Source organism: Flavobacterium algoritolerans (genome assembly GCF_030010385.1).
Classification (GTDB): domain Bacteria; phylum Bacteroidota; class Bacteroidia; order Flavobacteriales; family Flavobacteriaceae; genus Flavobacterium; species Flavobacterium algoritolerans.
In genome coordinates this window covers 340,790-363,331 of record NZ_JASCRZ010000001.1, presented here as the reverse complement: position 1 = coordinate 363,331, position 22,542 = coordinate 340,790, and the positions used below count along the sequence as shown (strand labels likewise).

15 protein-coding genes and 1 tRNA gene are annotated in these 22,542 nt (G+C 32.8%); 10 read left to right on the top strand and 6 right to left on the bottom strand.

The window, feature by feature from the left end:
- Positions 1-17 precede the first annotated feature (17 nt).
- The 10 genes from QLS65_RS01525 to QLS65_RS01480 all read left to right on the top strand — a co-directional run bounded on the left by QLS65_RS01525 (position 18) and on the right by QLS65_RS01480 (position 16,129).
- Complete coding sequence (locus QLS65_RS01525) at positions 18-467, top strand: GatB/YqeY domain-containing protein (protein ID WP_099714450.1); 450 nt, start codon at positions 18-20, stop codon at positions 465-467.
- Between the two features lie 71 nt (positions 468-538).
- A tRNA-Arg gene (locus QLS65_RS01520) sits at positions 539-612 on the top strand.
- An 84-nt stretch (positions 613-696) separates the two neighbouring features.
- On the top strand, positions 697-1,497 hold the full coding sequence (locus QLS65_RS01515; RefSeq protein ID WP_282710694.1) for a zinc-dependent peptidase: 801 nt from the start codon (positions 697-699) through the stop codon (positions 1,495-1,497).
- 356 nt (positions 1,498-1,853) lie between these two features.
- The gene (locus QLS65_RS01510) at positions 1,854-4,577 is read left to right on the top strand and encodes a hybrid sensor histidine kinase/response regulator transcription factor (RefSeq protein ID WP_282714782.1); all 2,724 of its coding nucleotides are present in this window, start codon (positions 1,854-1,856) and stop codon (positions 4,575-4,577) included.
- Between the two features lie 405 nt (positions 4,578-4,982).
- Positions 4,983-6,524, top strand: a complete 1,542-nt coding sequence (locus QLS65_RS01505; protein WP_282714780.1) for a glycoside hydrolase family 32 protein — start codon at positions 4,983-4,985, stop codon at positions 6,522-6,524.
- Positions 6,525-7,272: 748 nt separating this feature from the next.
- Positions 7,273-8,592: a sugar porter family MFS transporter gene (locus QLS65_RS01500; protein ID WP_282714778.1), complete on the top strand. Its 1,320-nt coding sequence runs from the start codon at positions 7,273-7,275 to the stop codon at positions 8,590-8,592.
- Between the two features lie 4 nt (positions 8,593-8,596).
- A complete protein-coding gene (locus QLS65_RS01495) occupies positions 8,597-10,192 on the top strand; it encodes a glycoside hydrolase family 32 protein (protein ID WP_282714776.1) in 1,596 nt (531 codons plus the stop codon).
- Positions 10,193-10,204: 12 nt separating this feature from the next.
- Positions 10,205-13,354 carry a SusC/RagA family TonB-linked outer membrane protein gene (locus tag QLS65_RS01490; protein WP_282714773.1) on the top strand — a complete coding sequence of 1,050 codons (3,150 nt, stop codon included), beginning with the start codon at positions 10,205-10,207 and terminating at the stop codon, positions 13,352-13,354.
- Positions 13,355-13,363: 9 nt separating this feature from the next.
- Entirely contained in the window at positions 13,364-15,103 is a 1,740-nt protein-coding gene (locus QLS65_RS01485; protein ID WP_282714772.1) for a RagB/SusD family nutrient uptake outer membrane protein, read from the top strand.
- 129 nt (positions 15,104-15,232) lie between these two features.
- The gene (locus QLS65_RS01480; RefSeq protein WP_282710687.1) at positions 15,233-16,129 is read left to right on the top strand and encodes a carbohydrate kinase family protein; all 897 of its coding nucleotides are present in this window, start codon (positions 15,233-15,235) and stop codon (positions 16,127-16,129) included.
- Between the two features lie 55 nt (positions 16,130-16,184).
- Here QLS65_RS01480 and rpe read toward each other — a convergent pair whose 3' ends face one another.
- The 6 genes from rpe to QLS65_RS01450 all read right to left on the bottom strand — a co-directional run bounded on the left by rpe (position 16,185) and on the right by QLS65_RS01450 (position 22,506).
- On the bottom strand, positions 16,185-16,847 hold the full coding sequence (gene rpe, locus QLS65_RS01475) for a ribulose-phosphate 3-epimerase (RefSeq protein WP_282714770.1): 663 nt from the start codon (positions 16,845-16,847) through the stop codon (positions 16,185-16,187).
- Positions 16,848-17,339: 492 nt separating this feature from the next.
- The gene (locus QLS65_RS01470; protein ID WP_007137700.1) at positions 17,340-18,203 is read right to left on the bottom strand and encodes a sigma-70 family RNA polymerase sigma factor; all 864 of its coding nucleotides are present in this window, start codon (positions 18,201-18,203) and stop codon (positions 17,340-17,342) included.
- Between the two features lie 167 nt (positions 18,204-18,370).
- A complete protein-coding gene (locus tag QLS65_RS01465) occupies positions 18,371-20,506 on the bottom strand; it encodes a polyribonucleotide nucleotidyltransferase (RefSeq protein WP_282714767.1) in 2,136 nt (711 codons plus the stop codon).
- A gap of 150 nt (positions 20,507-20,656) precedes the next feature.
- Complete coding sequence (gene rpsO, locus QLS65_RS01460; protein ID WP_035670202.1) at positions 20,657-20,923, bottom strand: 30S ribosomal protein S15; 267 nt, start codon at positions 20,921-20,923, stop codon at positions 20,657-20,659.
- A gap of 151 nt (positions 20,924-21,074) precedes the next feature.
- Positions 21,075-22,016: an energy transducer TonB gene (locus QLS65_RS01455; protein ID WP_282714765.1), complete on the bottom strand. Its 942-nt coding sequence runs from the start codon at positions 22,014-22,016 to the stop codon at positions 21,075-21,077.
- A 34-nt stretch (positions 22,017-22,050) separates the two neighbouring features.
- On the bottom strand, positions 22,051-22,506 hold the full coding sequence (locus QLS65_RS01450) for a GAF domain-containing protein (RefSeq protein WP_282710681.1): 456 nt from the start codon (positions 22,504-22,506) through the stop codon (positions 22,051-22,053).
- Between the last annotated feature and the right edge of the window lie 36 nt (positions 22,507-22,542).

The window sequence follows — 22,542 nt, the reverse complement described above, 5'->3', positions numbered from 1 at the left end:
AATTAACAATAAAGAATATGAGTTTATCAGTACAAATCATGGACGAAATGAAAACCGCCATGAGAGCCAAAGATACAGTTGCATTAGAAGCTTTAAGAGCAATTAAATCTGAAATTCTGTTAGCGCAAACAGCGACAGGATCTAAGGAAGAAATAACGGAAGATGATGAAGTTAAATTGCTTCAAAGATTAGTAAAAACCCGTAAGGAAAGTGCCAGAATTTTTACGGAGCAAAACCGTTTGGATTTAGCTGAACCAGAATTGGCTCAAATTGCAGTAATCGAAAAATTCTTACCGGCACAATTAAGCGAAGCTGAAGTAGAAGCTGTAATAGCTAAAATTATTGCAGAAACTGGTGCGTCAGGAATTGCTTCAATGGGAAAAGTGATGGGATTGGCAGCAGCTCAATTAGGTGGAACAGCTGAAGGAAAGACAATTTCTACAATAGTTAAAAAACTATTGACATAAATTTTATGTTTGTTAATTAACGATTTTACATCATAAATCTAAAATCGTTAATCACCAATCTAAAATCAAATGGCTGCGTAGTTCAACTGGATAGAATATCAGATTTCGACTCTGAGGGTTGCAGGTTCGAACCCTGTCGCGGCCACAAATACAAATAGAAATGCTTCAAAAAATCAAGTTTCCTTGAAATTATTTTGAAGCATTTTTTATTTTAAAGCGGTTATAAAATATGTCATTACAAATTTTCATTTCGGTACTTTTTGGAACATTATTTCTCCTGATTTTAATTTTTAGAGTAGTGGAGCCAGCTTATATTTTACTGTTCAATAAACCACTTTATATTCACTGGTATCCTTTCTCTAAAAAATTAGGACCTAGTCAACGTCAGATTTTAGTAAATGATTTTCCGTTTTATAATAGGCTTTCTTCTAAGAGGAAAGTGTATTTTGAGCATCGAATAAATGAGTTTGTTGCTAAATATGAATTTATAGGAAAGGAAACTGTTGTTACAGAACAAATGAGAATGCTGATTGCGGGAACATATGTGATGTTAACTTTTGGGATGAGAAAGTATCTAGTTACGCTATTCAATAAAATAATAATTTATCCTTCCAGTTATTTTTCTACCGTGAATCAAGCGTATCATAAAGGAGAATTTAATCCTAGAATGAAAGCTGTAGTTTTTTCTTGGGAAGATTTTTTGTTAGGACATTTAATCTCAAATGACAACGTTAATCTGGGTTTGCATGAGTTCTCTCATGTGTTGCATTTTCATTGCTTAAGAAGTAATGATCCAAGTGCGATTATTTTTTTTGATGAATTCAATGAAGTTATAAAATATTACAGCGATCCAACTTTGAATAAGGAGTTAACTCGAACAGATTATTTTAGATTGTATGCGTATGAAAATCAATTTGAATTTTTATCAGTTATTTTGGAGCATTTTTATGAAACTCCTCATGTTTTCAAAATGGAACATCCTGAATTATATGCTCACATTTCAAGAATGATTAATTTTAAAGAAGAATAGTTAAAATATAAGGAATAATACAAGTATCATTTTTATCAGCTTAATTCGGTTTTATATTTTATAATAAGTTCTTTTTGATGAAAATAGGTGGTAAGTTCCTAAAAGAAATTGGTTTATAAAATGAAATAGTAATACCCTATTTTTATATATTTGTAAAAATCATTTTATACTCAAAAAGAAATGATATTAGTTCTAGAAAAAAGAACAATTACTATACTATTTGAATTGTCATAATCAAAAATTATTTTTTGTAAGGGTAAGAAGTCTGTAATCAGGGATATTATATAGACATGATTTTAGAAAATCAATTACAAGAATAACTGAAATTACTCTAAAATTTTATAACCATAAATCGTATGTCAAGAAGAGGCTGTTTTATACTACTGGCAAGTTTTGTATGTTTTCTGAATTCCTGTAATTCATCAGATGGGGATAGAAAGAAAATTTTTATTGGATTTTCACAAAGCATAAATAATGACATTTGGAGAAAATCGATGGATCATGCTATGGAAGTTGAAGCGTCTCTTCATCCTGAAATTAATTTGACTATTTACAATGCAAATCGCAAAGCAAAAAAACAGATTAAGGATATTGATAATATGATTGAGCAAGGTGTAGATGTAATTATTATTTCACCTTTTGAATCAGATTCGATTGTACCAGTAATTGAAAAAGCAAATATCAAAGGTATTCCAGTCATTATAGTTGATAGAAAAGTAAACACATCTAATTATACTGCATATTTAGGTGCTGATAATATTGAAGTAGGACGAATTGCAGGGAAACATATTGTCTCATTGTCTAATGGTCATGCAAATGTGATTCAAATTTATGGAGATTTAACTTCATCGCCTGGTTTAGAAAGAAGCTTGGGGTTTAAACAAATTGTTAAACAATATCCTGGTATTAAAGTTTTTGATGTAGACTCGGATGACTTTGGACATCCAAAAACAAATTTTGTAAAGGTATTAGATAGCATACCTAATATTGATTATGTATATTCCTTTAATGATTTAATTGCGTATAACGGATGGAAAATCGCCAAGGATAAAGGTTTAGATAAAAAAATTAAATTTATTGGGGTCGATGGGCTTAATGGACCGTTCGGAGGTATTCAGCTTGTTAAAGACAGAGTTTTAGAGGCAACGGTTTTATATCCCACAGGCGGTAGTGAAGCGATAAAGCTGGCATTAAAAATAGTTAATAAAGAGATTGTGCCTAAAAATAACATGCTCAATACCATTTTGATTGACTCTTTAAATGCGGATATTATGAGCAATCAATTTGATAAGATAGCAGTACAACAATCTGATATTGAGCAACAACAGAGTGTTATCAAAAATCAAGAAAAGAAATACTCCAGTCAGAGTAATCTATTAAAGCTTTTGTTTTCTTTATTTATATTGGCACTAGGTTTAGCTTTCTTCAGTATTTATTCTCGAATAACAATAAGCCGTAAAAAGATAGAATTAGAAGAGAGAAATAAAAAAATTAAAAGCCAAAGAAATGAAATTAAAAAGTATTCAGAAGAATTAAAACAAAGTAACGAAGCTCGTTTGAATTTTTTTATGGGATTGTCTCATGAATTTAAAACACCTTTGACTTTAATTTTAAGTTCTGTCGAATCTTTGGGTGCTGAACTCAAAACCAAAGGCAGTTCAGTAAATAAAGAAATTAATTTGATGTATAATAATTCCAGAAGGTTGCTCCGGCTAATCAATCAATTATTGGATTACAGAAAAGTAGAAGACAAAAAATTTATACTAAGGGCTTCAAGTACTAATTTATTAGATTTTTCAAAAAGTATTATTATAGATTTTGAAAGAGAAGCAAAGAAACTTAATATTGATTTCTCCTTGGTGTCAAATAATCCTGAACTTGAGGTATATATAGATCGTAATTTAATGGATAAAGTCTATTTTAATTTATTGTCAAATGCATTTAAATTCACTCCTGAAAATGGTAGAATAGCAATAAAAATACGAGAAGATAAGACTAACAATGTAGTTAAAATATCTTTTAAAGATTCTGGAATAGGAATCCCGGAAAACGAATTAAAACAAGTTTTTAATGCCTTTTACCAAGGGTCAAATAATTATAGAAATAGCTCAGGGGTTGGGTTGCATTTATCAAAAAGTTTTATTGATTTGCATAAGGGAACTATAGAAATTATTTCTAAAAATGGGACAGAATTTATAATTACATTACCATTAGGGAAAGAACATCTTGATGAAAAGAATATTCTAAAGAATCCGGTTTTAGAAATAATTAATCAAACAGATTATTTGGATGAAGAGGTAATTCAAAGTTCAGAACCCAAAACTAATGAGGATAAATATTCTGTTTTATATATTGAAGATAATAAGGATTTATCTGATTTTGTTTCAGATAAACTGTCTGTAGAATATAATGTTTATACATCAAATGGAGTTAATGCGATTGAACAATCTTTGGAAATAATACCAGATGTTATTATTTGTGATTTGAATTTGCCGGATAAAAACGGTTTTGAAATATGTCAAATTTTAAAGAAAGACCTTAGAACGTCACATATTCCAGTTTTGATTCTAACCGCCTCAGATGATCCGGATTCTTATTTGAAATCTTTAGAGAGTGGTGCTGATTTATTTTTGACAAAGCCTTTTAATTTAAAAATTTTATCTCAATCTATAAAAGGGTTGCTTTTTAATAGAGAAAAACTTCGGTTTTATTATACCAATAATATTTTAAATATTGAGGATGGTGGTTTTGGCGTTTCTGAACAGGATTTCCTGAGAAATTTGAATGATCTTATTGCAAAAAACTTGGATAATTCTACTTATACCGTTGAAGATCTTGCACGAAGTTTAACTATTTCACGAGTACAATTGTATCGAAAAGTTAAAGCTATGTTAGGAATTAGTGTCAGCGACCATATTAATAATATGCGATTGGATAAATCAAAAGAGTTGCTGAAAAGGGCAGATTTAAATATTTCAGAAATTGCTTATGCAGTTGGTTTCTCATCACCAAATTATTTTTCTACTTCCTTTAAAAATAAATTTGGAGTTACACCTAAAGAATATAAAAGTAAAAAATAGATTTTTTCTATGGAATCATTTTCTTTCTAATAAAAATAGCGTAACATAATTATAATTCATGTATCATAAAAGCAACTACAACAGCGTAGTTGCTTTTATTTTTTTATATAATTTACTTATATATAGAAGGTTAGTTTTTTTTTGATAATTTTTAGAAGCATTGAATGAAAAAGAAACATTCTCGAGATAAAAGCTAAATTTTTACGAATATATTAGTAATTCAATTTAATTTTTTAATTGATTATAAATTACCTCTGTAAAAAAGTCAGAGAACGATTAATTATTATTTAATCAAATAATACGGAGGTTTTTGATTTTTTAACTAATCATTTTTATAAAAAATATTTAATCTCGGGATATTGAGTGTCTTTTGGATATTTGATAGTTCTCGTAAACCAACAAAATATGAAAATAAATCTTAAGGTTTTATGTCTTCCACTTTGTGTTGCATTATTTTATAATTGCAGTAGCGATAATAAACCAGGAGCTGAAAATCCGAGTGTCGAAACAACTGCGTCAGCTTGTCAGACGACTGTTGAATCGGCAAATCAATATACTACTTTTTATAAACCAACTACCGGTTGGGTAGGAGATCCTATGCCATTTTATGAAAACGGTAAATTCCATATTTTCTATTTGTATGATGCCAGAAACACCTTGCCTACGTTTCATCCTTGGTATAAAGTAACTACAACTGATTTTGCGTCATTTGCAGACAATAGCGAAATGATTCCTACAGGAACTGCGAATCAGCAGGATGGAGCATTGGGTACAGGATCCGTTTTTAAATTGAATGGAATTTATTACGCTTTCTATACAGGTCATAACGGAGTTCTTGATCCTAAAGAAAAAATTATGCTTGCAACGTCTACGGATTTAAAAAATTGGACCAAAGATCCTTCCTTTTTATTGCAGGCTTCTTGGGGATACGATCGTAATGAATTTAGAGATCCAATTGTTATAAAAGATAAAATTTCGGGAACTTATAAAATGTTGATTGCAACACGTTCTGAGGTTGGTTTAGTTTCTAATAGTAATGTGCCATGGCGAGCAGTAATCGCTCAATACAGTTCTTCCAACTTGAGAGATTGGACTTTGGAAAAGCCGTTTTATGAGGATACAACTACCTTTTTAACTGAATGCCCTGATGTGTTCACGATGGGTGATTATCAGTATTTGATTTACTCAAGTATTGATGATCGAATGGTACACTATAAATACCGTCCATTAACATCAAATACTTGGATTACTCCTATAAATAATAAGTTAGATGGTATTGCCTTTTATGCTGGAAAAACAGTTACAGACGGTACCAATCGATATATAACAGGATGGTGTCCTACGAAAAATAAAGATATTGATTCTAATAAATTTGATTGGGCAGGATCACTTGTAGTGCACCGTCTTATTCAGCATGCTGATGGAACTTTTGGTGTATCTATCCTTGAGGGTGTAAATAACAAGTTTATTATTAATAAACTACTGAATCCAGTAATAGATTTTGGTTCTGTTAAACAAGGTTGGGCCTATACGTTGAAAGTTAATGGCACTGAAAAAGCATCTTCAGTGTTTGACAGAGAAACTGGAGCATTTAAAATTAAAACACATATAAAAGCGACATCATCCACTCAATTTGGTTTTGAATTTGGAGCTTGTGGAACACGAAATGAAGTATTTGCCATTGTATTCGATTTAGCCAAAAATCAATTAAGATTAGATAAGGTTATAAAAAATGCGTCCTCCTTAAATCTAACACAGCTTCCGCTAAATGTCCCGGCAAATAAAGAGTTTGATATTACAATCATTTCTGAAAATTCTGTATGTGTGATATATATTAATGACGAAATCGCTTTTACAAACCGTATCTATAAAATGAATCAGAATCCGTGGGCTATTTTTGCTGATAATGGTGAAGTCACTTTTTCAGACTTAAAAATTTTTAAATAAAGCGAGTTTAGAAAAGGATGACTTTAATCTTTATTATAACGTTAGTTTTTATAAAGGTTCAGGTTTAGTAATTAAAATTAATTCTGTTCATTTTTTACTTTCTTACCTGCGAAATCTTAAAATCAAAACCATCAAAATCTAATTTTGATGGTTTTTTTATGGCTTTATTTCAATGCAATAATTCTGCTGCTTTCCGCACCGGATGTAACTATTGGGAATCTGGGCTCGAATGCCTTTTGCTTAATAAAACAGAGCTTAAGATACATTGGGAATTGTTTTAATATAGGTTTTCTTATTCTTGTTGCAATTCCAATACGCAGATATAAAAACATTACTGAATCTTGAGTTCACATTGTATTTCATCTGTGTAATTTTTCTTAAAAGCTTAAGAATACTTCATAATGTAGAATTGCTTAATAAATTCATTTTTTTTATCGATTATTTTTAAACTTCCTGTAAAAATAAATTTAAAATTTTATTAATCGAATAAAATTTATCAAGTGACTTTTTTTTATTCCTGAATATCTATTTTTTTTAAAAATACGTGTAACATGACTGTAACACGTGTAACATAATCGAACTACAGCGAAGTAGTTATTTGTTTATTTCAATGTCTAACTATTTGATAATAAGTATTTTGTTGTTTGTTTGTTATTTCGAAACAGTATTAAATGAAATTGTAACATCCTCAAAATAAAATCGAAATTTATGCGGATATCTTAGCAATCTAATTTAATATTTTTTGATAATGAAAAAAATTGTTGTTTGGGCTTTGATTGCGTCATTAGCAGGCTTCCTATTTGGTTTCGATACTGTTGTTATTTCTGGAGCAGATAAAAAGCTTCAAGTTCTTTGGAATTCTTCGGATGCATTTCACGGGACAGTTGTTATGGGAATGGCATTATGGGGAACTGTACTTGGGGCAATATTTGGAGGGATTCCCACTAATAAGATAGGAAGAAAAAATACCTTATTGTGGATAGGGATTTTATTTTTGTTTTCTGCAATTGGATCTGCATTTGCAAATAATCCATTTGTGTTTGCCGCATTTAGATTTATTGGAGGTTTGGGTGTTGGAGCATCGACCATTGCAGCACCTGCATATATATCAGAAATTGCTCCTGCAAAAGATAGAGGCAAGTTGGTTGCTTTTTATCAATTCAATATTGTTTTAGGGATTCTTATGGCTTTTTTATCTAATTATCTTTTAAATGATGTAGGTGAAAATTCTTGGAGATGGATGATGGGAGTACAAGCAATTCCATCTGTAATTTATCTTTTATTAATGATTTTGATTCCTGAAAGTCCAAGATGGTTATTATCTAAATTCAAGAATGACGAAGCTAAAAAAGTTTTGCAATTAATGGGGCAAGAAGCTGACTATGAAAAAATAAAAGAAGAGTTAGATAAAGACAATAATGATGCTTCTAAAGCTAATGATACTATATTTTTAAAGAAATACAGAACACCTTTAGTATTGGCCTTTTTAATGGCTTTTTTCAATCAATTATCAGGAATTAATGCTTTCTTATATTATTCCAGCAGAATATTTCAAGAGGCGGGTCTAGGTGAAAGTACCGCTTTACTAAGTAGTATTGGAATAGGGGTGGTGAATTTACTTTTTACACTATTGGGCGTTTTCTTAATCGACAAATTAGGGCGTAAAATATTAATGTACATTGGTTCTGTGGGGTATATTATATCACTTTCACTTGTTGCAATGGCATTCTTTTTTCACTGGGAAGGAATGGCTGTTCCCGTTTTCCTATTCTTGTTTATTGCTGCACATGCGATAGGTCAAGGTGCTGTAATTTGGGTTTTCATATCAGAAATTTTTCCAAATCATCTAAGAGCATCAGGGCAATCCTTCGGGAGTACTACGCATTGGGTTCTGGCAGCTATTATTCCATCATTAATTCCGTATCTATTTTCTACAGTAGGGCCTGGAGTAGTATTTATATTTTTCGCAGTGATGATGGTTTTTCAACTGTTGTTTGTTCGATTTATGATGCCAGAAACCAAAGGAATTTCTCTAGAGGAGTTAAGTAAAAATTTAATAAAAGAATAAAATTATGAACAAGTTAAAAATTATGAAATATGTTGGAATGTTAAGTTGCATAATGATTTTTACAACGGTATTTAGTTGTAAAGAGGGTTCTTTAACAGACAAGAAATATACTGAAGAAGAATTGTATCGGCCTAATTTTCATTTCACTCCTAAAAAGGGTTGGATGAATGATCCTAACGGGATGTTTTACTACAACGGGTATTACCATCTTTTTTATCAATATTATCCTGATTCAAATGTATGGGGACCTATGCATTGGGGACATGCTATAAGTACCGATCTTATAACCTGGACAGAGAAACCTATTGCACTTTATCCGGATGAAAAAGGTTATATTTTTTCAGGAAGTGTTGTTGTTGATGTAAAAAACAGTTCAGGATTTGGGAGCTTAAAAAATCCTCCGATGGTTGCTATGTTTACCTATCATGATATCAAAAAAGAAAAAGCAGGTGAGACTAATTTTCAGTCACAAGGAATAGCCTATTCATTAAACGAAGGGTTGAGCTGGACGAAATACGATGCCAATCCAATTATTAAAAACCCAAATATTAAAGATTTTAGAGACCCAAAAATGACTTGGGATGCCATTCATCAACAATGGATTATGATACTGGCAGCAGGAGATAAAGCTATGTTTTATGGTTCTAAAAATTTAAAAGAATGGGCACTGCTTTCAGATTTTGGGAAAGAGATTGGAGCTCATGGGGGTGTTTGGGAATGTCCTGATTTTTTCCCTATGCTAGTTGACGGAACTGATGATTATAAATGGGTAATGTTATCAAGCATTAATCCTGGAGGACCTAACGGAGGTTCAGCTACACAATATTTTGTAGGTGATTTTGATGGAAAAAAATTCACTATTGATGAAACTTTTTCAAAAGATGTAAAGCAACAAAAGGGGCTTTGGATTGACTATGGAAGAGATAATTATGCAGGTGTTACTTGGGCTAATATTTCTGAGGTTGATGGTAGAAAATTATTTATTGGGTGGATGTCAAATTGGGATTATGCACAAAAAGTACCAACAGAAACATGGAGAAGCAGTATGACTATACCTAGAGAATTAGTACTTGTTAAAGATAGCGGTCATTATATAGTTTCTTCTAAACCAGTAAAAGAATTACAAAATTATATTGCTAAAACTATTAAAAAAGAATCTCTTAAAATAGATAAGGAAACAGTTTTGGTAGATAAGACAGTAGTCGATTTATCAAAATTAGATATCCACTTTTCTTTAAAGAACCTTAAAAAGGATGTTTACACCTTTTCATTTTCAAATGATGCTAAGAATACAATTCAATTTGGCATCAATAAAAAGGAGAATTACTTTTTTATTGATAGATCAAAATCTGGAAAATTGGCTTTTTCTAATCTTTTCGCAAAAAACATTTCAAAGGCTCCTTTTAAGGGTGACTTTGATAAAATGGATGTAAGAATAATTGTTGATAAAACATCAATAGAAATTTTTTATAACAATGGAAAAACTGTTATGACTGAAATATTTTTTCCAGATAAACCAATGGAATATTTTTCAGTTTCTAAAGCTAATACGGAGTATACCATTGAAAACTTAATTATTAACCAACTAAATTTTAACTAAACCAACTAAATTATGAAACACAAAATTATTCTTTACTTAATCCTGATGGGGTCGTTTTTTTCTGTATCGGCCCAAAATATAGGAATTAAAGGAGTGGTAACTTCCTCCGAAGACGGAATGTCTCTTCCTGGTGCATCAGTACTGGTTTCTGGAACTAAAGTCGGAACAACTACGGATCTCGACGGTCAGTTTTCGATAAACAATGTAGACAAAAATGCAACTTTAATATTTAGTTTTACTGGATATGAATCTCAGTCTGTTAAACTTAATGGACAAACTATTTTAAATATTGCTTTGAAAGCAGAATCCTTAAAACTACAAGAGGTTGTTGTAACGGGTTACGGTAAAGAGAAAAAAGCCGATTTAACCGGTGCCGTTACGGTAGTTGAACTGAAACCTATTACTGGGCAAACCATGAGTTCTGGAAATGCTATGCAAGCTTTGCAAGGAAGGATTGCTGGTTTGAATATAGAGAAATCAGGAGATCCAAGTGGGGCAAATAGTAGAATATTAATTAGAGGGGTAAGTACACTTGGTAATACAGATCCATTGTATGTTATCGATGGGGTTCCTACAACTAGACCTGAGGTTTTTGCTAGTTTGAGTCCTAGTGCTATTGCATCTATTCAAGTCTTAAAAGATGCATCGGCTTCCTCTATTTATGGTTCTAGAGCTGCCAATGGGGTAATCATTGTTACCACTAAAAATGCTGCAAAAGGGGGTGTGACTAAAGTATCATATAGTACAAACGTTTCTGTACTTTCCGAGAAAAAACAACGATACAAAATGCTTAATGCTCTAGATAGAGGAAAAGTGTTATGGCAAGCATCTGTTAACGATGGCGCAAGCCCATCTGGTGGATATGGAGAAATCTATGATTTTGATTGGAATAATGATTTCAGTAATCCAATATTGAATAGTGTAAGTGTAAAACCATATGTAGGTGGAGATACTAATGTTCTTTCAGGAGATACTGATTGGCAGAATACTGTTTATAAAACTGGACTTCTTATCAATAATGATTTATCTGTATCTGGTGGATCTGATAAAGCAAATGCGGTATTGAATATGGGATATTTAGATAATTCTGGGATGCTAAAATTCACTAATTATGAGAGATATTCTGCAAGACTTAATGCCAATTTCAAGTTGTTTAACGATAAGGTAAGATTTGGTGTGAATTCTCAATTTACACAATCAAGCGAAAGAAATGCCGCTAATGACGTTGGAGGCGCTCCAACACCAGGTTTAGCTATAACTCTTGCCCCAACGATTCCAGTTTACACTGCATCTGGCGAATATGCTGGCCCATTGGGTTCCGGTTATTCAGATAGAAATAACCCACTATTAATGCAATATTTGAACAGATGGGATAATAGCAAAAAAATGGCTTTGTACGGTAATGTTTTTACTGAAATTGACATTTTAAAAGGGCTAACCTTTAGAAATAGTATTGGGATGGATTTTAATGATTTCAGTAGAAAAGACATTGAACCGATCGTGAGAAATGGATTTGTCAACCGAAACAATAATAGTTTAGCTTTTGACACCAATAAATACACTAGTTTAACAATTTCAAATACTTTAAATTATAACCTTAATGTAGGTGAGCATAAATTTGGAATCCTAATAGGAACTGAATCAACCAAAACGGATTTGAATACGTTGTTTGCACGTGCAGAGGGATTTGCGGTTGAATCAGAATCTTATTTTACACTATCTGCAGCTACTGGAGCTAGAACAAACAATGGAATTTCAACTGGTAGTAGACTACTTTCTCAGTTTGGTAAATTTAATTATTCGTTTTCTGACCGATATTTAGCTTCATTCACTATTCGTAGAGATGGTTCATCAAGATTTGGTGAAGATAATAGATATGGTATTTTTCCAGCGATTACTGCAGGATGGAGGATAAATAAAGAAGAATTCTTTCAAAATGTAAAAGCAGTTTCAAACTTGAAACTACGTGCTGGTTATGGAGAAGTAGGAAATCAATCTATTGGTGATAATGCTCGTTTTGGTTTATATGAAGCGAGATACGGACCAAATCAAAATGTTTATAATCCAGATTTTTTCAACATTTATTATAACGTAGGTACTGCTTATGATTTGAATGGAGCTAATACCGGAAACTTGCCTTCTGGTTTTGTATCCATACAAGCTGCGAATTCAGGGTTAAAATGGGAAACTACTAAAGAGGTTAATGTAGGTTTGGATTTTGGTTTTTTCGGAGATAAATTATCAGGATCCTTTGATTATTTCTCAAGAAAGACAGAGGGAATTTTGATTAGACCACCAGTTGCATCTGCTGTTGGAGAAGGACAGCAACGTTTTGTAAATGGTGCTTCAACTGCAAATAAAGGTTGGGAACTTACAGTAGGATATGCAGATAAATTAGATAATGGATTGTCTTTTAATATTACCACAAATTTTGGTGCTACCAAGAATGAAATTACTGATTTGCCAGCAGAGGTAAGAGCAGCTTATCCAGGAACTGCAGCTAATTCAATAATTGGGCATTCACAATTCGAAGTTTTTGGATATAAAACAGAGGGTTTATTCCAAAATCAAGCTGAAATAGATGCACATGCTACTCAAGTAGGTTCTCGATTGGGAGGTATTAAATTTGTTGATATCAATGGGGATAATGTGATTAATTCAGATGATAGAACTTTTATTGGTACAACTCTTCCAAAATTAGAATACGGTATTAATATTAGTTTGGCTTATAAAAATATTGATTTCTCCATTTTTGGTTCTGGTGTAGCCGGCAGAGTTGGGGTTGATCCGTATATTTTTTGGAATAATTTTGTTCAAGGAAGAGATAATGCTGGCCCTGGAACATTGAATGCTTGGACACCAACAAATACAAATACTGAGGTGCCATCTCTTTCATTAGCAAACAATGACACACAGATGTCAGATTATATCTTAAGAAATAATTCTTATTTCAAAGTTAGAAACATACAAATTGGGTATTCATTCTCAGATGAGTTAGTTCAAAAATCGGGATTCATCACAAGTTGTAGAATCTATGCTCAAGGAGAAAATTTATTTTGGTTTACTCCAAAAGGATATATTGGTTCCGATCCAGAACGAACAGATGTTAATAGAATACCAGTACCAACTACATTCTCATTAGGTGTAAACTTTAATTTTTAATTAATTATCATGAAGAAATATAATAATATAGTTACCATTTGCTTGTCAATTTTATTTTTGACATCATGTAGCTCCGATTTTTTAGATTATGAACCAACAGGAGTATTGTCTTCTGGAAATGTGGCAACAGCTGCAAATGCAGAAGCACTTGTAAACGCGGCCTATGCTGCAATTGGAAATGACGAAATGGTTGGTCCAATAACAAACCAATGGGTTTACGGAAGTGTACGATCTGATGATGCCTATAAAGGAGGTGGAGGTCGTGGGGATGTTGATGCAATTGACCGTTATGAACAATACAATACAACTATTGCAGATTATGGTGACTGGATGTTACCTAGAACTTGGACAAATCACTATAAAGCGATTTCTAGAGCTAATTTTGCCTTGTCAGTTATCAATGCAATTCCAGATGCAGATTATCCATTGAAAAAAGTAAGACAAGCAGAATTACGTTTTTTAAGAGCACATTCTCATTTTATGCTAAAGTTGTTGTTTAATAAAGTTCCTTATATCACAGAAGAGCTTACTCAAGAAGACATATTAAAAACGTCAAATGATTTGTCAAGTGATGCTTTATGGGACAAAATTGCAGCTGATTTACAATTTGCATTTGATAATTTACAACAAAGTCAGGATCAGGTTGGTAGAGCTGATAAAAATGCTGCAGCTGCTTATCTTGCAAAATTAAGTTTATATCAGGCATATAAGCAAAATGATGCGCATCAAGTAACTAGTATAGATGCAACAAAATTACAAAAAGTAATAGATTATGCTGATAAAGTGACAGGAAGTTTAGAGCCTGACTTTGGGAATAATTTTTTAGATGGCCATGATAATGGTTCAGAATCTATTTGGGCTGTACAATTCTCTATAAATGACGGAACCAATACAGGAAGAGTAAGTTTTGTTACAGGATTAAACTCTCCTCATGGAACACCTTTGTATGGATGTTGTGGCTTTCATGTGGCAAGCCAAAATATGGTGAATGCATTTAGAACTGATGCTAATGGCTTACCATTATTAGACACTTTCAATAATTCAGATATTTTTAATACAATAACCAATGGTGATGCTCCACTAGCAGTTGGAGTTACTTTAGACCCAAGAATTGACCATACTGTTGGTGTTCCGGGAAGACCATTTAAATATAAAAACACGCTAAAAAATTCAGGAGATATGGTCTATAAATTGAGTTGGGCTAGAGATCCAGGGGTTTATGGATACTTTGGAAATATGAAAGAGCAACAATCTCCAGACTGTTCTTGCTATGTGAAAAACGGACCATTCATAGGTACTTCTAAAAACGTTGATTTTATTAGATACTCAGATGTTTTATTATTCAAAGCAGAAGCATTAATTCAATTGAATAGATATGCAGAAGCGTTACCTTTGATTAATCAAATTAGAGCTAGAGCTGCAGCTAGTACTGCAATGACTTTGGCGGCTGGAGCTTCAAATGTTTATAAAGTTCAACCTTATGTTGCTTTCCCATCAAAAGACTACGCAATGAAGGCGTTAATGTTTGAAAGGAGATTGGAGTTTGGTATGGAAGGACCAAGATTCTTTGATTTAGTAAGATGGGGTATTGCTGAGCCCGTTTTGAATGCCTACCTTAATGTTGAGAAAACTAAAAGAGATTTTCTTTCTAATGCAAAGTTTACGGCAGGTAGAGATGAGTATTATCCGATACCTCAAAGAGAAATTGATTTTACAGGAGGTTTATATAAACAAAATCCTGGATATTAAGGATTAAATTTGTTTTGGTGTTTGTTTAAATTGTGTTAAAGGCAAGATATGTTCTTGCCTTTAACTTTTAAATGTTTTATTGAATAGGTTGGTTTTGTACTTATTCTTAATTTTTTAATAAGTTTTATTATGAATGCAAAATACACTTTAAGTGCTGTATGTTTTGGGGAAGTTTTATGGGATATTTTTCCAACACATAAAAAAATTGGAGGAGCTCCATTGAATGTGGCTTTACGCATGAACTCCCTTGGGGTAGAAACTACAATGATAAGTCGTGTTGGTGCGGATGAAAACGGAGAAGATATTTTATCTTTTTTAAGCAGTCAAGAAATCACTACTGATTTAATTCAAGTAACTAAAGAATACAAAACGGGCGCGGTACATGTAATGATAAACGAAAAGGGAAATGCCTCTTATGATATATTATATCCTTCTGCTTGGGACAAAATTGTAGAAACTGAAATAATGGATAAAGTGATTTCTGAAGCAGATGTTTTTGTGTTTGGAAGTTTAGCATCCAGAGATGAGGTTTCTAGAGAAACTTTGATTTCACTTTTAGATAAGGCAAAATATAAAGTTTTCGATGCCAATCTAAGAGCTCCATACTATACAACAGAAGTATTAAGTAATATGATGCAAAAAGCTGATTTTATTAAGTTGAATGATGAAGAATTGCGCGAAATAAGTAGAGAATTGGGGTCCCCATATAATTCATTTGAACAAAATATTAAATTCATTGCTGAGAAAACAAATACAAAACAGGTTTGTGTAACTAAAGGAGAATTTGGTGCGGTTTTATATTATAATGATAAATTTTATTACAATAGTGGTTATTTTGTAAAAGTAGTAGATACAGTAGGTGCAGGAGATTCTTTTTTAGCTTCTCTTCTTATTCGATTACTTAGAGGGAAATCGCCACAAAAGGCATTAAATTATGCCTGTGCGGTAGGAGCATTAGTAGCAGGTCAAGAAGGTGCTAATCCTATGATTAGTGAAAAGGATATTAAAAAATTTATGATGATTTAATATAATACTACTCATGAGCTAAATGAGAAAGTCCCAATTAAGGGACTTTTTGCTTTTATATAGTTGTCAATTTTTTCAAATCAGCGATAGTTGCAATAGGATCATTAGCTTTAAAAACATAGCTTCCAGCTACAAGAACATCTGCTCCAGCTTCCACTAATTGTTTGGCGTTTTTATTGGTTACACCACCGTCAATTTCAATTATTGTAGTTGCTCCTTTTTTGAGGATTAAAGCTTTTAGCTTTTCAATTTTAGCATAGGTGTTTTCTATAAACGATTGTCCTCCAAAACCTGGATTCACACTCATGATACAAACTAAATCAATATCATTGATTACATCTTCTAATACGTCAATATTAGTGTGTGGATTGATGGCTACTCCAGCTTTCATTCCTTCGGCTTTGATGGCTTGTAGTGTTCTGTGAAGGTGTGTGCAGGCTTCATAGTGTACACTTAGGATATTTGCGCCTAATTCAGCAAAAGTTTTAATGTAACGGTCTGGATCGATAATCATCAAGTGAACATCAATTGTTTTTTTTGCATGTCGGTTGATGGCTTCCAGAACTGGCATTCCATAAGAAATGTTTGGAACAAAAACGCCATCCATGATGTCAATATGAAACCAATCGGCTTCACTGTTGTTGATCATTTCGATGTCGCGTTGCAGGTTCCCAAAATCGGCAGCAAGTACTGATGGTGCAATAAGTGTATTCTTCATTGTGTAGTTGTTTTATAGAGAAGCAGTGCAGTGCATCTTTACAGATTGTGTTGTTTGTGCAAAAGTAGTTTTTTTGCACGAATTGGAGAAAGTTTTTTATCGATTCAAGTAGTGATTTGTCTTGCGATTTACGTAAGGGATTACTTCACTAGGGGTTTATTTTTATATGTGTTCAGTGAATTTCATTTGAGGCGACATCCTCGTAGCGTAGCGGAGAGATATAGCCAAAAGCCTGACCCGAAGTTTTTACGGAGGGTTACGCCATATTAGTGAAAAGTGAAAAGTGAAAAGTGAAAAGTGAAAAGTGAAAAGTGAAAAGTGAAAAGAAATCAGATTAAAAAATAAAACTCCGGTAATCAGCCGGAGTTTCAATCATCAATCAAAAAACGAACAGTTAATCAGACCGTCGTTACTTATTAGTCGAAAGCCGAAAGTCAAAAATCATACTGCTGTTAAACTTTATGATTTTTGACTTTATGACTTTTGACTGTTTTATCCTAAATAGGTTTTTAGTATTTTACTTCTGGAAGTGTGTTTTAATCTACGGATTGCTTTTTCCTTGATTTGACGCACACGCTCACGAGTTAGGTCGAAAGTTTCTCCTATTTCCTCTAAAGTCATTGGGTGCTGATCACCAAGACCAAAGTATAAGCGAACTACATCAGCCTCTCTTGGAGTCAATGTTTCTAATGAACGCTCAATTTCGGTACGCAATGATTCGTGGATTAATTCTCTGTCTGGATTTGGAGATTCACCTGAACGTAAAACGTCATAAAGGTTAGAGTCTTCTCCTTCTACAAGAGGTGCATCCATTGATAAGTGACGACCAGAGTTTTTCATGCTCTCTTTTACGTCATTTACGGTCATGTCAAGTTCTTTTGCAATTTCCTCAGCAGATGGTGGGCGCTCGTTAGATTGCTCTAATAAAGCGTACATTTTGTTGATTTTATTGATAGAACCAATTTTGTTTAAAGGCAAACGAACGATACGAGATTGTTCAGCCAATGCCTGTAAAATAGATTGACGAATCCACCAAACGGCATACGATATGAATTTGAAACCACGTGTTTCATCAAAACGTTGTGCAGCTTTTATCAATCCTAAATTTCCTTCGTTAATCAAATCGGGAAGTGTTAATCCTTGATTTTGATATTGTTTTGCTACCGAAACCACGAAACGTAAATTGGCTTTTGTCAATTTCTCTAATGCTTTCTGGTCACCGGCTTTAATCTTTTGTGCTAATTCTACCTCTTCGTCAGCGGTAATAAGGTCAACTTTTCCAATTTCTTGTAAATACTTGTCTAATGAAGCAGTTTCACGATTGGTTACCTGCTTGGTGATTTTTAGTTGTCTCATGTTTTTTTTTGTCTCCTCAATTTTTAAGTGTACAAATGATTATACGTATGGAGTTTCAAAAAAGTTACAATAGTTTCAAAAATAATTTAATTTAAAAACAAAAATCCCGTTTCAAATTCATGAAACGGGATTTTTTATAAATAAACCTTTAGTAAACTAAGAATTGATTACTCTTTTTTCTCCTCACGTGGAGGTCTTGGCATTAAGGCTTTTCTAGATACTTTCTCTTTACGAGTTTTAGGATCTAAACCTAAATATTTAATCATGAATACATCACCCATGTTTACTACATCGGCAACATTCTCTGTTCTTTCCCAAGCCAATTCAGAAACGTGAAGTAATACTTCGTTTCCTGGAGCGTCAAGGTACTCTACAACTGCACCAAAATCTAGCATTTTGATAACTTTTACTTCGTAAGCTTCTCCCATTTGTGGTTTGAAAGTGATTGACTTAATTTTAGCCAATACTGCTTCAATTCCAGCAGGATCTGTTCCTAAGATTTCGATAACTCCTTGTTCGTCTACTTCGTTGATTACGATAGTTGTTCCAGTGGCTTTTTGTAATTCTTGAATTACTTTTCCACCAGGTCCAATCAAAGCACCAATAAAGTTACCAGGAATTGTTCTTGTAATGATTTTTGGAGCATATGCTTTAACATCCGCTTTTGGCTCAGCTAAAGTTTCGATTAATTTTCCAAGAATATGTAAACGACCGTCACGAGCTTGCGCTAAAGCAGCTTCCATAATCTCGTATTTCAAACCGTCGATTTTGATGTCCATTTGGCAAGCTGTAATTCCTACAGAAGTTCCAGTTACTTTAAAGTCCATATCTCCTAAGTGATCTTCATCACCAAGAATATCAGACAATACAGCAAAACGTTCTCCATCAGTAATCAACCCCATTGCTATTCCAGAAACTGGACGAATCATTTGGATACCAGCATCCATAAGAGCTAATGTTCCAGCACAAACGGTAGCCATAGAAGATGAACCATTTGATTCTAAAACTTCAGATACTACACGAATTGTATAAGGACAATCAGTAGGAATCATATTTTTTAATGCTCTTTGAGCTAGGTTTCCGTGGCCTACTTCTCTTCTTGAAGTTCCTCTTAAAGGACGAGCTTCACCAGTTGAGAAAGGAGGGAAGTTATAATGTAAGTAGAATTTTTCTTCACCTTGTTCAGATGGAGAGTCAATTTGGTTTGCTTCTCTAGATGTTCCTAAAGTTGCAGTTGCCAAAGCTTGTGTTTCTCCACGTGTAAACAATGCTGATCCGTGTACAGATGGTAAATAATCTACTTCACTCCAGATTGATCTGATTTCGGTAGTTTTTCTTCCGTCTAAACGTGTTCCTAAATCTAGGGTTACATTACGAACCGCTTCTTTGTTAGTTTTGTAAAAATATTTAGAAACTAAATCGCCATTTTCTGCTAATTCTTCTTCTGTAAATAATGTTTTTACTTCTTCTTTTACTTCTGCAAATGCAGCTGTACGTTCTTGTTTAGAAGAACCTTTACTTGCAATAGCATAGATTTTATCGTAAGATGCTGCTTTTACTTTAGCGTAAATAGCCTCATCTTCTTTCTCACCTTCGTAAGTACGAACTTCTTTTTTTCCAAAAGCAGCTTGCAAACGTAGTTGAGCAGCAATTTGATTTTTAATGTGTTCGTGTGCAAATTTAATTGCTTCTAGCATTTCTGCTTCTGAAATTTCTTTCATCTCACCTTCTACCATTGCGATAGAATCCATAGAAGCTCCAATCATCATATCTATGTCAGATAATGCTAATTGTGCACGACTTGGATTGATGATGAATTTACCATCAATTCTTCCAACTCTAGCTTCAGAAATTAAAGTTTCGAAAGGAATGTCAGATAAAGCTAATGCTGCTGAAGCGGCTAAACCTGCTAATGCATCAGGCATTACATCTTCATCATAAGACATTAATTGAATCATCACTTGAACTTCTGCGTGATAATCATCTGGGAAAAGTGGACGCAATACACGGTCTACTAAACGCATTGTTAGCACTTCGTTATCACTTGGACGAGCTTCTCTTTTGAAGAAACCACCAGGGAAACGTCCTGCTGCAGCAAATTTTTCACGATAATCTACCGTAAGAGGTAAAAAGTCGATACCTGGACTTGCTTTTCTTGAAGATACTACTGTTCCTAAAATAACAGTTTTACCTATTCTTACTACTACAGATCCATCCGCTTGTTTGGCTAAACGACCTGTCTCGATTGTGATGTTTCTGCCATCACCTAAATCGATACTTTCTACAAATAATTGTGGAATCATAAATTTAATTTATTAGTTAAACATGGGTTCTAGTTGTGTTGTAGTTGTTGTTTTGCGTAGTTAATGCCTAAAACCCAATGAAAAACCAAACTTTTTTTATTATTGTGTATAAAAACAAAAAGAGGCACTTTCGCACCTCTTTTATATTGATTATTTTCTGATATTCAATACTTTGATAATTTCACGGTATCTGTTGATTTCTGTTTTCTTCAAGTAATCCAACAAAGCTCTTCTTTTACCTACAAGCAATACTAATGAACGCTCTGTATTATAATCGTGACGATTTTTTTTCAAGTGCTCAGTTAAGTGGCTAATTCTGAAAGTGAACAAAGCAATTTGCGCTTCTGATTTTCCAGTGTTTGTTTTTTCTCCGTGTTTAGCGAAGATCTCTTCTTTAATCTCTTTAGTTAAATACATTCCAATATTTGTTTAATGATTTTTATGTATGTCGTACATCTATTGTAAGACGGGTGCAAAGATAATCTTTATTTTCAAACCGACAAGTTTTAGATGACATTAGTGTTTTGTATCATCCAATTTTCAAAATAGCATTTAACTCTTTTGAAAATTATTTTATTGATATTGGTAAAGAATACAATACACTTCTGTTCATTCCCCTTGTTTTACTAGCGCTCCATTGGTTATAACTTTTTACTACTCGAATAGCTTCATCATCAATTCCGAAACCTAATTTTCTGACGACTTTAATATCACTCGCTCTACCGTCTTTTTCAATAATGAATGTTAAATATACAATGCCCGATACTTTATATAATTTAGCTTCGCTAGGTTTGATGAAATTATTGCTAATGAAATTGTAAAAATGCTTTATCCCCTTTTTGGGTTCAGGCATAGTAGCTATTGAAGTATAACTATATTTAATATTGTTAGAATCTGTGCTTGTTCCAGATATAAGATTTCCCTCTACATAATTTTCGGTATAGCTATACTTTTCGGAATCAACAATACCTTCCCATGTTCCATGTTTTAAACCATTAACAATTTTTCCAGTTTCATAGAAATTGTCAGTTTTTATTTCATATTCACCAATACCGTCAATTATTTTTTGGTTGCCATTGATGTCCCAAAATTGAATTATTTTATAACTAGGAGTTCTACTGTTGTTATCTATGAAATATTCAGTCTCTGATTTTTTTTGTCCATTTTGATACCAATTATATTGTTTTCCAGTTTGCGAACCGTTTATATAACTTTCCATGGATTCTTTGTTACCATTTTCATAATAATAAACAAACGGACCTTCTTTTTGTAAACGATCTTTGAATTTTGAGGCTCCGGCCATTTGTAAGACTCCTGATTTAAAATAATCATAAATTTTATAGCTTTCTTTATCAGAATAATAATCTTTAATTATTCTATAATATTTATGATTTGCTTCAGTAGTCTCATTCCATGTTGAATCTAAAAATATTTTTCCGTCTTTTGGAGTTTGTGAAAATGAGAAAGTGGATACCAAAAATAATATTGCAGCAAATAGATTAGTTGACATAAGATGTTTTTATTTGCTGTCAAATGTAATTATTTTAGTACAATTTAGCTACTTCTGTATTTACAAATTCCAAAAATAATTCATCGTCTTTAGTAAAAGGATCCAAGACATGGCTGTCAATATCAATTTGTCCTATGTTTTCTCCGTTTACAAAAAGTGGTACTACAATTTCTGATTTTACGGTAAAACTACAAGCGATATAATTGTCTTGCGCTGCAACGTCAGGAACTACAAAATTTTCATTAGAAACTGCTACTTGTCCGCAAATTCCTTTTCCAAAAGGGATTACAGTATGATCTGTTTCTGCTCCAACATACGGTCCTAAGTGCAATGTTTTAGATTCATGATTTGCAAAATAAAATCCAACCCAATTGTAATAGGAAATGGAGTCGCTAAGAAGCTCACAAATAGACAATAGTTTTTCGTCTCTTGACAGCGTTGTATTTAAAGTGATTTCGGTTACTTTTGGTTGTAATTCTTGAAATGTCATGTTTTTAATTTTTATTTATGCAAAAGTATTTAAAGC